At 60.7% G+C, this 13,445-nt stretch carries 13 protein-coding genes; 4 read left to right on the plus strand and 9 right to left on the minus strand.

The window, feature by feature from the left end; all coding sequences use genetic code 11:
* Nucleotides 1–32: 32 nt before the first annotated feature.
* From aruF to acs, 8 genes are all read right to left on the minus strand, one after another.
* Nucleotides 33–1,052: an arginine/ornithine succinyltransferase subunit alpha gene (gene aruF / locus CWR53_RS15710; protein ID WP_023533801.1), complete on the minus strand. Its 1,020-nt coding sequence runs from the start codon at nucleotides 1,050–1,052 to the stop codon at nucleotides 33–35.
* A gap of 128 nt (nucleotides 1,053–1,180) precedes the next feature.
* The gene (locus CWR53_RS15715) at nucleotides 1,181–2,401 is read right to left on the minus strand and encodes an aspartate aminotransferase family protein (RefSeq protein ID WP_058605576.1); all 1,221 of its coding nucleotides are present in this window, start codon (nucleotides 2,399–2,401) and stop codon (nucleotides 1,181–1,183) included.
* A gap of 238 nt (nucleotides 2,402–2,639) precedes the next feature.
* The gene (gene argR, locus CWR53_RS15725) at nucleotides 2,640–3,620 is read right to left on the minus strand and encodes a transcriptional regulator ArgR (RefSeq protein WP_058605577.1); all 981 of its coding nucleotides are present in this window, start codon (nucleotides 3,618–3,620) and stop codon (nucleotides 2,640–2,642) included.
* 98 nt (nucleotides 3,621–3,718) lie between these two features.
* Entirely contained in the window at nucleotides 3,719–4,483 is a 765-nt protein-coding gene (locus CWR53_RS15730; protein WP_023533832.1) for an ABC transporter ATP-binding protein, read from the minus strand.
* A 22-nt stretch (nucleotides 4,484–4,505) separates the two neighbouring features.
* Nucleotides 4,506–5,204, minus strand: a complete 699-nt coding sequence (locus CWR53_RS15735; RefSeq protein WP_023533799.1) for an ABC transporter permease — start codon at nucleotides 5,202–5,204, stop codon at nucleotides 4,506–4,508.
* Complete coding sequence (locus tag CWR53_RS15740) at nucleotides 5,201–5,890, minus strand: ABC transporter permease (protein WP_058637609.1); 690 nt, start codon at nucleotides 5,888–5,890, stop codon at nucleotides 5,201–5,203. The genes CWR53_RS15735 and CWR53_RS15740 overlap by 4 nt, the downstream gene beginning before the upstream one ends.
* An 88-nt stretch (nucleotides 5,891–5,978) precedes the next feature.
* Nucleotides 5,979–6,764 carry an ABC transporter substrate-binding protein gene (locus tag CWR53_RS15745; RefSeq protein WP_027915913.1) on the minus strand — a complete coding sequence of 262 codons (786 nt, stop codon included), beginning with the start codon at nucleotides 6,762–6,764 and terminating at the stop codon, nucleotides 5,979–5,981.
* A 555-nt stretch (nucleotides 6,765–7,319) separates the two neighbouring features.
* The gene (gene acs, locus CWR53_RS15750; protein WP_058605578.1) at nucleotides 7,320–9,281 is read right to left on the minus strand and encodes an acetate--CoA ligase; all 1,962 of its coding nucleotides are present in this window, start codon (nucleotides 9,279–9,281) and stop codon (nucleotides 7,320–7,322) included.
* A gap of 385 nt (nucleotides 9,282–9,666) precedes the next feature.
* On the opposite strand from acs, the gene CWR53_RS15755 reads away from it, so the two are divergent.
* Entirely contained in the window at nucleotides 9,667–9,921 is a 255-nt protein-coding gene (locus CWR53_RS15755; protein ID WP_027915912.1) for a DUF2790 domain-containing protein, read from the plus strand.
* Between the two features lie 104 nt (nucleotides 9,922–10,025).
* On the opposite strand, the gene CWR53_RS15760 is transcribed toward CWR53_RS15755, so the two are convergent.
* Entirely contained in the window at nucleotides 10,026–11,588 is a 1,563-nt protein-coding gene (locus tag CWR53_RS15760) for a sigma-54-dependent transcriptional regulator (RefSeq protein ID WP_058605579.1), read from the minus strand.
* 249 nt (nucleotides 11,589–11,837) lie between these two features.
* Between CWR53_RS15760 and phhA the strand changes: the two genes are divergently transcribed.
* The 3 genes from phhA (at nucleotide 11,838) to CWR53_RS23265 (ending at nucleotide 13,389) form a co-directional block, all read left to right on the plus strand.
* Entirely contained in the window at nucleotides 11,838–12,626 is a 789-nt protein-coding gene (phhA, locus tag CWR53_RS15765) for a phenylalanine 4-monooxygenase (protein ID WP_058605580.1), read from the plus strand.
* 40 nt (nucleotides 12,627–12,666) lie between these two features.
* Entirely contained in the window at nucleotides 12,667–13,023 is a 357-nt protein-coding gene (locus CWR53_RS15770; protein WP_023533765.1) for a 4a-hydroxytetrahydrobiopterin dehydratase, read from the plus strand.
* Nucleotides 13,024–13,260: 237 nt separating this feature from the next.
* On the plus strand, nucleotides 13,261–13,389 hold the full coding sequence (locus CWR53_RS23265; RefSeq protein ID WP_255212317.1) for a hypothetical protein: 129 nt from the start codon (nucleotides 13,261–13,263) through the stop codon (nucleotides 13,387–13,389).
* Nucleotides 13,390–13,445 lie beyond the last annotated feature (56 nt).

A 13,445-nucleotide genomic window follows, 5' to 3' on the forward strand; every position in this document is an offset into this window, starting at 1 on the left:
CTCTGCTAATCCTGCAAGATGGCGGGCGGCGCTCAGGCCGCGACCAGCCGCACACTGGCACCCTCGCCCACCCCCAGGGCGTCGGCCACCTCCTGGCTCAGGCTGACGGGCTTGCCAGGTACCCAGTCCAGTTCCACCAGCACGGCACGGTAATCTTGCAGCTGGCCGTTGCAGACCAGGTACGGCCGTGTGCCGCGGGCCGCAACCGGCTCGATCTTCACGGGCGCCACGCGGCTTTGCGCAATCGAACGAATACCCGAGGTACGGGCATGCAGGGTCGGACCGCCATCGAAGATGTCGATGTAGTGCTCGGTTTCGAAGCCTTCGCGCATGAGGATGTCGAAGGTGATCTGTGCCCGCGGATGCACCTGGCCCATGGCTTCCTGCGCAGCGTCTGGCAGCAAGGGCACATAGATGGGGTAATGGGGCATCAGCTCGGCCAGGAACGTGCGGCTCTTGAGGCCGCACAGGCGCTCGGCATCGGCATAGCTCAAGTCGAAGAAGTTGCGCCCGATGGCGTCCCAGAAGGGCGACTCGCCCTGCTCGTCGCTAAAACCGACGATTTCCGTCACAACCGACTCGGCAAAACGCTCGGGATGCGATGCCATGAACAACAGGCGACCCCGTGAATTGAGCTCGGCCCACCCACTGCCCACAAGCTCGGGCAGCACGTAGAAACTGGTCAGCAAGCTGTTGCCGGTCAGGTCGTGACACAGCGACAGGACGTGAATCTTGTTGTGGATCTTCAGTTCCCGCGAGGCGTGGACGAACGTTTCGTTGCGAAAACTGTAGAAAGGCTCGGAATACCCTGCCGAGGCGACTATGGCCGAGCAGCCAGCCAGCTTGCCGGTCTCGCTGTCTTCGAGCACGAAGAAGTAGCGCTCCTCGCCATTGAAGCTGACCTCGGCGGCGAAGGAGGTCTCGGAGGCGGCGATCTTGTCGCCCAGCCGAGCGCTGTCGTCCGGCAACGAGGTGACACCAATGGGGCTGTCCGCAGCCATTCGCTGCACTTCGTTCAGATCAGCCATTTGCGCCGGGCGCATCACCAGCATGGTGTCACTCCTTGGAAAACGCGCTGCCAATGGCGGCGCGTGAAAAAGGCAGGCGCCAGGCGCCTGCGTTGGAATCCGGGCTCACCGGCCGGTGTTGCACCGGCGCGGCGCCAACCCTGCGAGCCGGCTCAGCCTTGGGTCAAGGTGATCACGGCACGTTCGAAGCGCTGCAGGCCTTCGTCGATGTCGGCATCCTCGACCACCAGGCTAGGTGCGAAACGCACCACGTCAGGCCCTGCCTGCAACACCATGACGCCTTCCTTCTCAGCGGCGTTGAGCACGTCCTTGGCCTTGCCCTGCCAGGCCTCGGAAAGCACACAACCGATCAGCAGGCCCACGCCGCGCACATGGCTGAACAGCCCATTGTCGCGGCCGATCTGCTCCAGACGAGACTTGAAACGCTCATGCTTGGCCTTGATGCCTGCCAGGGTCTGCGGGGTGTTGATCACGTCCAGCACGGCGCAGGCCACCGCGCAGCCCAGGGGGTTGCCGCCATAGGTCGTACCGTGGGTGCCGACAGCCAGGTGCTTGGCCAAGTCATGGGTGGTGAGCATGGCGCCGATGGGGAAGCCGCCGCCCAGGCTCTTGGCGCTGGTCAGGATGTCGGGCGTCACGCCATAGTGCTGGTAGGCATACAGCGACCCGGTACGACCGACACCGGTCTGCACCTCGTCGAATATCAGCAGGGCATTGTGCTGGTCGCACAAGGCGCGCGCGCCTTCCAGGTAGGCCTTGTCAGCCGGCACCACACCACTTTCGCCCTGGATCGGCTCGATCACCACAGCGCAGGTCTTGTCGGAGATATGCGCTTTCAACGCTTCCAGGTCGTTGTAGGGCACGTGGCTGATACCCGTGATTTTCGGCCCGAAACCATCGGAATACTTTGGCTGGCCGCCCACACTCACGGTAAACAACGTGCGGCCGTGGAAGCTGTTGAGCGTTGCGATGATCTCGTGCTTTTCAGGGCCGAAGCGGTCGTGGGCTACACGGCGGGCCAACTTGAACGCCGCCTCGTTGGACTCGGCGCCAGAGTTGCAGAAGAACGCTCGATCAGCAAACGTGGCCTCAACCAGCTTGTGAGCCAGGCGCAGGGCCGGCTCGTTGGTGAAGACGTTGGATACATGCCACAGGGTATTGGCCTGATCGGTCAGTGCCTTGACCAAGGCCGGATGGCAGTGGCCCAAGGCATTGACGGCGATGCCACCGGCAAAGTCGATCAATTCACGGCCAGTCTGGTCCCAGACACGGGAGCCCTCGCCTCGCACAGGAATGAAGGCCGCCGGGGAGTAATTGGGGACCATGACCTGATCGAAATCGGCACGTAGCACCGGGGCTTGCTCAACGGACATCTGAGTCTCCTGAAGAGGATCGCTGACCTGGAAGTGGCGAGCGATGGGGGGATTGTAAGGAACGATCAGCGCGTGGCCTTGCGGCCAAGCGACAACTTGTTACAGCGCAAAACCGGCATTCGGGCGTGCTTTCGGCAATGCGACAAACACTGTCGCAATCGCGCAGTGTACGGCAGAGACGCAGCTGGGTGAACGGGCGTTCACCAGGTTATGCAGCACGAGCGTGCTGGCACGTCGACTAACCTTTTTCAGCCGGCGCGGAGCTCAGTTCGAACGGGCTGCTGCTGCGTCGCTGATTGCGGTCTTCACGGGGGGTGGCGCCAAAGAAGTTGCGGTAGGCACTGGAGAAATGCGGGCCGGAGGAGAAGCCGCACGACAGGCCTATCTGGATGATGGACTTGCTGGTCTGCATCAGCATCTGCCGTGCCTTGTTCAAGCGCAGCTCCAGGTAATACTGGCTCGGCACTCGGCTCAGGTACTGCTTGAAGATGCGCTCGAGCTGTCGCCGTGACACGCAGACATGTTGGGCAATTTCATCGGTGGTCAGCGGCTCCTCGATGTTGGCCTCCATCAACAGCACCGCCTGGGTGAGCTTGGGGTGGCTCGAGCCCAGCCGGTTCTGCAGCGGGATGCGCTGGCGCTCACCGCCCTCGCGAATACGCTCGACCACCAGTTCCTCGGACACCGCGCCTGCCAGCTCCGCGCCATGGTCACGGGCCAGCACTGCCAGCAACAGGTCGGTGACCGCCATACCGCCGCAGGCCGTCAGGCGATCACGGTCCCAGTCGAATAGATGACTAGTGGCGATGACCTTGGGGAAGCGCTCGGCAAAATCGTCCTGCCAGCGCCAATGCACGGCTGCGCGGTAGCCGTCGAGCAGGCCAAGCATGGCCAGTGGGTAGACCCCGGCAGACAGCCCGCCAATCATGCAGCCGCTGCGGGCCAATTGCTTGAGCGCCGTCGACAGGGCGGCCCCGATGTTGCCCGGCGCCTCATCGGCCATCAAAAACAGCTTGTGGCACCCTTCCAGGCGCCCGTTCCAAGGTTCGCCGGGCATACGCCAGCTGCCTTCGACCGGGGCTTCGGCCTGCAGGAACAGGGTTTCGTAAACCACGTCGGGATGGACCCGCTGCGCCACCTGCAGGACTTCTTCGGCCAGCGCCAGGGTCAGTGGCCGGGTGCTGGGCCAGATGAGAAAACCAATTCGCTGGGTGGTCATAGGGTAAGGTCCGAAACCTGAGATCGTTCGATTCGATGCGCCGGGTCAGGCTGCGCGTGACACGCAGCATGCCCTATCGTGGTGCAAAAAAGCAGCTTTTACTTCAGGCTGCCGGACAGGAACTGCTTCAGGCGTTCCGAACGCGGGTTGGCCAGCACCTCACGGGGACAGCCAGTCTCTTCGACCAGGCCCTTGTGCAGGAACACCAACTGGTTGGACACCTCGCGGGCAAAACCCATTTCGTGGGTCACCACCACCATGGTCCGGCCTTCCTGGGCCAGTGCCTGCATCACCTTGAGCACATCGCCGACCAGTTCAGGGTCCAGGGCCGAGGTCGGTTCGTCGAACAGCATGACCTCAGGCTCAACGGCCAGGGCCCGTGCGATGGCCACACGCTGCTGCTCGCCGCCGGACATGTGCCCCGGGAAAGCATCCTTGCGGTGGGCGACCCCGACCTTCTCAAGGTAATGCTCGGCCTTCTCCAGGGCCTCCTTGCGATTGACCCCCAACACATGCACCGGCGCCTCGATGATGTTCTCCAGCGCCGTCATGTGCGACCACAGGTTGAAATGCTGGAACACCATCGCCAGGCGCGAGCGCATGCGTTGCAGCTGGCGCGCATCGGCTGCCTTGAGTGCGCCATCCTTGCCGGGGGTCAGTTTTAGCTCTTCGTTATTGAGCAATATCTTGCCTGCATGGGGCTGCTCCAGCAGGTTGATGCAGCGCAGGAAGGTGGACTTGCCCGACCCACTGGAGCCGATGATGCTGATGACGTCGCCTGCCTTGGCCGCCAGGGAAACGCCCTTGAGGACCTCATGGCTGCCGTAGCGCTTGTGCAGGTCTTGGACTTGGAGTTTGTACATGCTGTCGATTCTCACAGAGCGGTCAGTGCTTGCGCGGCGCCAGGTAGCCGAGCCAGCGGCGTTCGGCCATCTTGAACAGGCGCACCAGGATGAAGGTCAGGCACAGGTAGAACACGCCCGCCGTGATGTAGGCCTCGAAAGGCAGGTAGTACTGGGCATTGACCGTGCGCGCGGCACCGGTGATGTCGATCAGGGTCACGATCGACGCCAGGCTGGTGGTTTGCAGCATCATGATCACTTCATTGCTGTATTGCGGCAGCGCACGGCGCAGCGCAGACGGCAGCAGGATGCGTCGGTACATCTTCATGCGCGACATGCCCATGGCCTTGGCCGCCTCGATCTCGCCATGGGGCGTGGCTTTGAGGCTGCCGGCAACGATCTCGGCGGTATAGGCGCTGGTGTTGATGGCAAAGGCCAGGCACGCGCAGAAGGTTGCGCTGGACAACAAGGGCCAGAACACGCTGGCCCTGACGGCCTCGAACTGCGCCAGACCGTAGTAGATCAGGAACAACTGCACCAGCATGGGCGTGCCACGAATGACGTAGGTGTAAAGCCAGGCCGGCAGGTTGACCCACGGGCGCTTTGACACGCGCATCAAGCCCAGCGGAATGGCCGCCAGCAAGCCGAAGAACAACGAGACTGCCAGCAGCTTGAGGGTGGTGAGCAGGCCGTCGAAATACATCGGCAACGCTTCCCAGACCACGTTGTAGTCGAAGATCATAATTCGGTCACCTTGACACCCACCGAGTAGCGGCGCTCCAGATACTTCAGCGCCAGCAACGAGACGCTGGTCAGCACCAGGTACAAGGCGGCCACTGCCAGGAAGAAGGTGAAGGGTTCACGGGTGGCATCGGCCGCCTGCTTGGCCTTGAACATCATGTCCTGCAGGCCGACCACCGAAATCAACGCCGTGGCCTTGGTCAGCACCAGCCAATTGTTGGTAAAGCCTGGAATCGCCAGGCGAATCATTTGCGGCACCTGGATGCGGAAGAACACCTGCCGGGCATTCATGCCATAGGCGACCCCCGCCTCGGCCTGGCCCTTTGGAATGCCCAGGAATGCACCCCGGAACGTTTCCGAAAGGTAGGCGCCGAAAATGAAGCCCAGCGTACCGATACCTGCCAGCAGCGGGTTCAGGTCGATATAGTCTTCGTAGCCCACCAGCGGCGCCACGCGGTTGATGATGTCCTGCCCGCCATAGAAGATCAGCAGGATCAGTACCAGATCCGGTATGCCGCGAATGACCGTGGAATACAGGTCGCCCAGCCAGGCCAGCCAGCGCACGGGCGACAAGCGCAGCGCCACGCCGATCAGGCCGAGCACGATGGCCAGGGCCATCGACGAAAGGGCAAGCTGTAGCGTCAGCCACGCCCCATCGAGGATGACTGCCCCGTAGCCTTTCAACATGTTGAGGTCCTCGACCTAGAGAATGAAAAATGGTGCAAACCTCAGCGCTTCTGCTGTTTGCACCATTGCACAGCGATTGACGGCTGACTCAGTTCGCGTCTGGGCCGTAGATGTCGAAGTTGAAGTATTTCTTCTCGATCTCTTTGTACTTGCCATTGGCACGGATGGCATCGATGGCCGCATTGATGCGATCGACGTTGGCCTTGTCACCCTTGCGCACGGCAATGCCGACACCGTCACCGAAGTACTTCACGTCGGTGAAAGCAGGGCCTACGAACGCGAAGCCCTTGCCGGCATCGGTCTTGAGGAAGCCATCTTCCAACAGCGTGGCGTCGGCCACGGTGCCGTCCAGGCGACCAGCCGCCACGTCCAGGTAGATTTCGTTCTGCGTGCCGTATGGCACCACGGTGGCGCCTTTGGGCGCGAGCACTTCCTTGGCGAAGCGATCGTGGATCGAGCCACGCTGCACGCCAATCTTCTTGCCCTTGAGCTCATCGAGGCTGTCGGTGACCGCGGTACCTTCCTTCATCACCAGACGCGCCGGGGTGAGGTAGTAACGCTTGGTGAAGTCCACCGACTTCTTGCGGTCCTCGGTGATGGACATCGAAGACAGGATGGCGTCGATCTTGCGCACTTTCAGCGCAGGAATCAGGCCGTCGAACTCCTGCTCGACCCAGGTGCACTTGGCCTTCATCTCTTCGCACAGGGCGTTGCCGATGTCGTAGTCGAAGCCGGCGATGCTGCCATCGGGCTGCTTGAAGGCAAAAGGAGGGTAAGCCGCTTCGATACCGATTTTCAGCGGTTTTTCATCGGCCTGCGATACCAGGGAAAACACGGACAGCGCCAGGGCGCCAAGCAGTGCGAGCTTCTTCATCAGGTAACTCCATCGGTACGGGGCAATACAAGGCAGGTAACAGCTGCCCGATATGCGAATGGTTACAACGCGAGCCGCGCAGGGTTCGACCAAGGTCGCAGACCACGAGCGAGTGAATGGCATTTTAACGACAGCCCGGTAGTCGAAATTTCTTCAAAGCGACAACTACTTACAGAAGCGCCTGAAACCGCTGCGGGCGATGTTGACAGCCAATGCAGAATATGCAAAAGCGCAAGAAATTGAACCCATGAATCTAGCAAATCCTGGGCCTATTATTGGCAAACCCTTGTGGGACGGCAAGTGTAGCGTGATGGAGCGTTCTACAAGACAGCCAAAATGCCCCTAAACAGCGCCAAGTGTTTCCAGGCGCCCCGCCATAGCGCATTGCTGGTGACAAAAAGTAACCGATCACTGCCGGGTAACAGGCCCAGCGGTCTATAAAGCAAAAACCCCGCCGGTTAACCCGGCGGGGCCTGTGCTGGACGCTGGCGCACTGTCGGCGCGCCCAAAATCAGCTTGCCATCAAGCTTGAATCTCGGACCGCGCGCAGTGCCGTCAGGCCGTGGCCAGGCTCATGGCCTTGTGCGTGTCGATCAGGTGCTGCACGACACCTGGGTCTGCCAAGGTCGAGATGTCCCCCAGCGCGTCGTACTCGGCGGTTGCAATCTTGCGCAGGATGCGGCGCATGATCTTGCCCGAACGGGTCTTTGGCAATCCCGGTGCCCACTGAATCACATCCGGCGAGGCGATCGGGCCGATTTCCTTGCGCACCCAGTTCTTCAGTTCAAGGCGCAGTTGCTCGCTTGGCTCGACGCCAGCATTGAGGGTGACGTAGACATAGATACCCTGGCCCTTGATGTCGTGCGGCACGCCCACCACCGCGGCCTCGGCCACCTTGGCGTGCGCCACCATGGCACTTTCGATCTCGGCGGTGCCCATGCGGTGGCCCGAGACGTTCAGCACGTCATCCACGCGGCCGGTGATCCAGTAGTAGCCATCCTCGTCGCGGCGGGCGCCGTCACCGGTGAAGTACATGCCCCGGAAAGTCTTGAAGTAGGTATCGACAAACCGGTCATGGTCACCGTACAACGAGCGCGACTGGCCTGGCCATGAATCGAGGATCACCAGGTTGCCCTCGGTCGCGCCTTCGATCAGGTTGCCCAGGTTGTCCACCAGAGCCGGTACCACGCCAAAGAACGGGCGCGTGGCCGAGCCTGGCTTGAGCGCCGTCGCACCTGGCAATGGGCTGATGAGGATGCCGCCGGTTTCGGTCTGCCACCAGGTATCGACGATCGGGCAACGCTCCTTGCCCACAGTCTTGTAGTACCAGTTCCAGGCTTCGGGGTTGATCGGCTCGCCCACAGAGCCCAGCAGGCGCAGGCTGGAACCGTCGGCGCCGTCTACCGCCGCCTGCCCTTCGGCCATCATGGCGCGGATGGCGGTGGGTGCGGTGTAGAGGATGTTGACTTTGTGCTTGTCGACGATCTTGGACACGCGGGTGATATCCGGGTAGTTCGGCACACCTTCGAACAATACGGTGGTGGCGCCGTTGGCGAGCGGGCCGTAGACGATGTAGCTGTGGCCCGTAACCCAGCCGACGTCGGCGGTGCACCAGTACACCTCGCCCGGGCGGTAGTCGAACACGCGCTCATGGGTCAGCGCCGCGTATACCAGGTAGCCACCGGTGGTGTGCAGCACGCCCTTGGGCTTGCCGGTCGAGCCGGAGGTGTAGAGGATGAACAGGGCTTCCTCAGCCCCCATTTCCTTCGGCGCGCAGTGGCTGGAAGCCACTTTCATCAGGTCTTCGTACCAGATGTCGCGGTGCTGGTGCCAGGCAATGTCGCCGCCGGTGCGCTTGCAGACGATGATCTTCTGCACGCTGCTGGTTTCAGGGTTGGTCAGTGCCAGGTCGACATTGGCCTTGAGCGGTGTACGGCGACCGCCGCGCACGCCTTCGTCAGCAGTGATCACCACCTTGGACTTGCAATCGATGATGCGCCCTGCCAGGGCCTCGGGCGAGAACCCACCGAATACGACCGAATGGATTGCACCGATACGGGCGCATGCCAGCATGGCGACCACAGCCTCGGGAATCATCGGCATGTAGATGGTGACCACATCGCCGCGGTGCACGTCTTGCCCGCGCAAGGCGTTGGCGAACTTGCACACTTGCTCGTGCAGTTCGCGGTAGGTGATGTTGCGGTGCTCGGAGGGGTCGTCGCCTTCCCAGATAATGGCCAGTTGATCGCCACGCTCTTCCAGGTGACGGTCCAGGCAGTTGGAGGAAACGTTCAGAGTGCCATCGGCAAACCATTTGATGTCCACGTGGTGGTCATCGAAGGAAGTCTGCTTGACCTTGGTGAAGGGCTTGATCCAGTCGATGCGCTGGGCCTGCTCACGCCAGAAGCCGTCCGGGTTGATCACCGACTGCTGGTACATGGCCTTGTAGGTGGCCTCGTCTGTCAGGGTAGTGGCCGCGATCTCGGGACGAACGGGATACAGTGGAGCCGCACTCATCGTGTTTACCTCGGTGTAATAGTTGTTTTTGTATGGGACCGATGTAACTGTACCAGAGCGATAACCGCCATTCGACGTTGGTAGTAATTTGCCAGTCGATCGGGTCGTAACCGCTCAGGCGCGGGCATTGTGCTGCCCTGCAAGGTGCAGGCCTGGTGGATTATTACCAATTTCACCAATAGACTTTATCAAAAGCCCCACTGTTTCAGCCTGGGTCACAGTTCTAGAATTGATCTCGCCAGCAACGGCAAGAAGATTGACAACCTGTAACCGCCCCCACGAAGGCAACTGTCAATTCTCTGCAAACTTGATCAATACCTTAACGGTTGTCGTAGTGCTTCATGCACGGCGCGCACCGTCACGACCTTAAATAGGCAGATAAAACATGAAAGCTTTAATGGTAGTACTGCTGGGCAGTCTGTGCGGGACGGCCATGGCCGACGAAGCCCAGGCCGCCGAACAGGCACCGGTTGAACAGTACAGTTACTCGCAACACCTGGACATCGACCACGTCATTTCCATGAGTGAAATCCCCAATGTCTGCGGCGTAGTGCCCGCTCGCATGACCTACGCCGACTCGCAGGGCCACACCCACGTGCTGGAATACCGCGTGATGGGCAATGGCTGCTCCAACGGGTGACAGCGCGGCGACCAAGGGGGCCGAATGACCCCCTTCGCAGCCATCTGCACACAACTAACAGCAGCAAGTTAAAGCGACAGGAGTCTACGCTGAGCACTGTCCAATCAGTGCCCCGACGATTTGCCCAGTGAATAGTCTTTTAACTTATTGGCAATGGTCGTATGCGATACACCCAAGCGTTTGCCCAATGCACGGCTACTTGGAAACTCTTTAAGCAAACTTTCCAATACGGCTTTTTCAAAACGCCCGACAATATCGGACAATGCACCGTCCAGTGAAAAATCCCCCAAGGGCTGTCGCACGCCATAATCGGGTAACCGCACATGCTCAGTCTTGACCACACCGTTTTCACATAACGACACCGCCTGGAATACCACGTTTTCCAACTGCCGAACGTTACCGGGCCAATCATAGCTGGCCAACTTTTGCATCGCCCCTTGCGCCAGGCGAGGCATGGCGCATCCGATCTGCCGACTGGCCTGATCGAGAAAATACTGCACCAGCCCATCGAGCCCATCCATGCATTCGCGCAAGGGCGGAATGTGCAACGACAGCACGTTGAGCCGGTGGTACAAGTCCTGGCGGAATTCGCCCCGGGCGCAGAGCTCGGACAGGTCCACCTGCGTGGCGCAGATCACCCGTACATCCAGATAGACCTCTTCGTCACTGCCAACACGGCGAAAACATCCGTCCTGCAAGAACCGCAACAACTTCACCTGAAGCCGCGGGCTCATTTCAGCCACGCCATCGAGAAACAGCGTGCCGCCGGCCGTCAGCTCCAGCAGACCCAGCTTGCCTTCGGCGCGGGCGCCCTCGAAGGCGCCCGGCCCGTAGCCGAACAGCTCGGTCTCGGCCATCGACTCAGGCAGGCCGGCACAGTTGAGCGCCATCAGCGGCGATTGCCCACGCGGGCTCGCCAGGTGGCACGCCCTGGCCAGAAGCTCCTTGCCGGTGCCGGTCTCCCCTTCGATCAACAGCGGCGCATCCAGCGGCGCCATTCGCCTTGCTTCACGGACAACGGCAGCCATCAGGCGTGAGCTCTGGAAAATGCTGTCGAACCCCCGCAACTCCTGCTTGCGCACATTGTAGATACGTTCACCGATGCGATCGGCGCGGTGCAGGGTGAGCACGGCGCCAGCCAACGCTTCGCTGTCATCGTGCTCGGACTGCAACGGCGCGATGTCGGCCAGGAACACATGGCCCTTAACCTGTACCCGCAGACCGTTGATACGCGACTTGTTGCTGCGCACCAGTTCCGGCAAGTCGAAGTCGTCCACGTAGCGAGCCAGTGGCAGGCCGGGCACTTCGTCGACCCGCACCCCCAGCAATTGGGCCGCCGACCGGTTTGCCGCCACGATGCTGCCACCCATGTCGATCGAGAGCACGGGAAACTCCAGCGCCCCAAGCAGCGCATTGAGCTCCATGTGCCGGCGCTCGCTGGGCATCAGCCCCACGCGCTTGACGCCGAACACGCCCGTGATGGCCTCGAACTTGGGGCGCAGGGCCTGGAACTGGAGGTTGATGAGGTTCGGGCAGTGCAGGTAGATGGCGTTGCCATGGTCACCCCCTACTTCGCCCCGCAAGACGTTGATGCCGTAGTCGACCAACAGGTTGAGGATGTCGCGCAGAATCCCGATACGGTTCTGGCAGTGCACTTTGATACGCATAAGGGATACGCCTGGCAAAAACTTCCCGCCTGAGCGGAAAACTTGTAAAGAAATTCTTACGAAATGACCGCTGATGATCATTGCAGGAACTTGATGTTGGGGCAATCCAGGGGTTTTGTAAAATTATCCTTACAAAATAGCGTGCCCGCCTGGGCCCCATCCCTCCATGAGTAGATGTGCACTGTGCAATAACGGGTTATTTCTGATGCCTACCTGTACATAACGACAAGAGCTGACCAGGAGACCTCCATGAAGCACACCCACTATGTGGCACGCGAGCCTGATGCGCAGGGGTTCATCGATTACCCGCAGCAGGAGCATGGCGTGTGGAACACGTTGATCACCCGCCAACTGAAGGTGATCGAAGGGCGTGCCTGTCAGGAATACCTCGACGGTATCGAGCAGTTGAAGCTGCCTCATGACCGCATTCCGCAGCTAGGTGAGATCAACAAGGTGCTGGGGGCAACCACCGGCTGGCAGGTCGCACGGGTTCCGGCATTGATTCCGTTCCAGACCTTCTTCGAGCTGCTTGCCAGCAAGCGCTTCCCGGTGGCAACGTTCATTCGCACGCCCGAAGAACTGGACTACCTCCAGGAACCGGACATCTTTCACGAAATCTTCGGCCACTGCCCGCTGCTGACCAACCCCTGGTTTGCCGAATTCACCCATACCTACGGCAAGCTGGGCCTGGCCGCCACCAAGGAACAGCGCGTCTATCTGGCGCGCCTGTACTGGATGACCATCGAATTCGGCCTGATGGACACACCCAACGGCCGCAAGATCTACGGCGGTGGCATTCTGTCCTCGCCCAAGGAGACGGTCTACAGCCTGTCAGGCGAACCCGAGCATCAGGCCTTCGACCCCATCGAGGCCATGCGCACCCCTTATCGAATCGACATCCTGCAGCCGGTGTACTTCGTGCTGCCAGAGCTCAAGCGCCTGTTCGACCTTGCTCACGAAGACATCATGGGCATGGTCGCGCAAGCCCAGCAGCTAGGCTTGCACGCGCCGAAGTTTCCACCCAAGGTTGCCGCTTGAACGCTGCTTGCCACTCACAACGCCACATGGATAAGAACGTATGAATGCCTTGAACCAAGCCCACTGCGAAGCCTGCCGCGCCGATGCACCAAAAGTCAGCGAGCAGGAGCTGGCCGAGCTGATTCGCGAAATTCCGGACTGGAACATCGAAGTGCGTGACGGCCACATGGAGCTTGAGCGCGTATTTTTGTTCAAGAATTTCAAGCATGCCCTGGCGTTTACCAACGCCGTCGGGGAAATTGCCGAGGCCGAAGGGCATCACCCGGGGTTGCTGACCGAGTGGGGCAAGGTGACCGTCACCTGGTGGAGCCACTCGATCAAAGGCCTGCACCGTAACGACTTCATCATGTGCGCACGCACCGACAAAGTGGCCGAGACGGCCGAAGGGCGCAAGTAAACTGCCCAAGGCTTCAGTCGCGGGGCTCACACGGGCGTGGCCGTCGGTCACGCCTTTTTATGCAGCCAGAATAGCCTTGAGCCTGCGGCATGACCTGAGTTGATCGATCCGCTGGGCTAACCGGGCGTAGGAAAAAAGCCAAACTGTCATCCAGACTTGTGTATCCTGCCCCAGCTTCTTGAAGCTTCACACGCGCCTGGCGCAGCCTTTTCACTCACACTTGCGAGGAACGACGAGATGCATGAGATCCCGAATCTTCCCTTCCCAAGCCTGAACCCAGAAGAGCCCACCGTTACCGCCCATGCCGACTCGGCACCTGCCCGCGAGCAGGAAGGTGACGATCAGACCAGCGCTGATCAGGACTAGACCGCGCACACTGGCTGTGTGAAAACGGCTGATCTGACGCCTTGCGCTTCAGCACG

It is taken from the genome of Pseudomonas sp. SGAir0191, assembly GCF_002812565.2.
GTDB classification, from domain to species: Bacteria; Pseudomonadota; Gammaproteobacteria; order Pseudomonadales; family Pseudomonadaceae; genus Aquipseudomonas; species Aquipseudomonas parafulva_B.

Excerpts from the sequence above, each read along its gene's own strand:
- aruF (WP_023533801.1), bottom strand. The coding sequence starts at position 1,052 with ATGCTGGTGATGCGCCCGGCGCAAATGGCTGATCTGAACGAAGTGCAG.
- CWR53_RS15715 (WP_058605576.1), bottom strand. The coding sequence starts at position 2,401 with ATGTCCGTTGAGCAAGCCCCGGTGCTACGTGCCGATTTCGATCAGGTC.
- argR (WP_058605577.1), bottom strand. The coding sequence starts at position 3,620 with ATGACCACCCAGCGAATTGGTTTTCTCATCTGGCCCAGCACCCGGCCA.
- CWR53_RS15730 (WP_023533832.1), bottom strand. The coding sequence starts at position 4,483 with ATGTACAAACTCCAAGTCCAAGACCTGCACAAGCGCTACGGCAGCCAT.
- CWR53_RS15735 (WP_023533799.1), bottom strand. The coding sequence starts at position 5,204 with ATGATCTTCGACTACAACGTGGTCTGGGAAGCGTTGCCGATGTATTTC.
- CWR53_RS15740 (WP_058637609.1), bottom strand. The coding sequence starts at position 5,890 with ATGTTGAAAGGCTACGGGGCAGTCATCCTCGATGGGGCGTGGCTGACG.
- CWR53_RS15745 (WP_027915913.1), bottom strand. The coding sequence starts at position 6,764 with ATGAAGAAGCTCGCACTGCTTGGCGCCCTGGCGCTGTCCGTGTTTTCC.
- acs (WP_058605578.1), bottom strand. The coding sequence starts at position 9,281 with ATGAGTGCGGCTCCACTGTATCCCGTTCGTCCCGAGATCGCGGCCACT.
- CWR53_RS15755 (WP_027915912.1), top strand. The coding sequence starts at position 9,667 with ATGAAAGCTTTAATGGTAGTACTGCTGGGCAGTCTGTGCGGGACGGCC.
- CWR53_RS15760 (WP_058605579.1), bottom strand. The coding sequence starts at position 11,588 with ATGCGTATCAAAGTGCACTGCCAGAACCGTATCGGGATTCTGCGCGAC.
- phhA (WP_058605580.1), top strand. The coding sequence starts at position 11,838 with ATGAAGCACACCCACTATGTGGCACGCGAGCCTGATGCGCAGGGGTTC.
- CWR53_RS15770 (WP_023533765.1), top strand. The coding sequence starts at position 12,667 with ATGAATGCCTTGAACCAAGCCCACTGCGAAGCCTGCCGCGCCGATGCA.
- CWR53_RS23265 (WP_255212317.1), top strand. The coding sequence starts at position 13,261 with ATGCATGAGATCCCGAATCTTCCCTTCCCAAGCCTGAACCCAGAAGAG.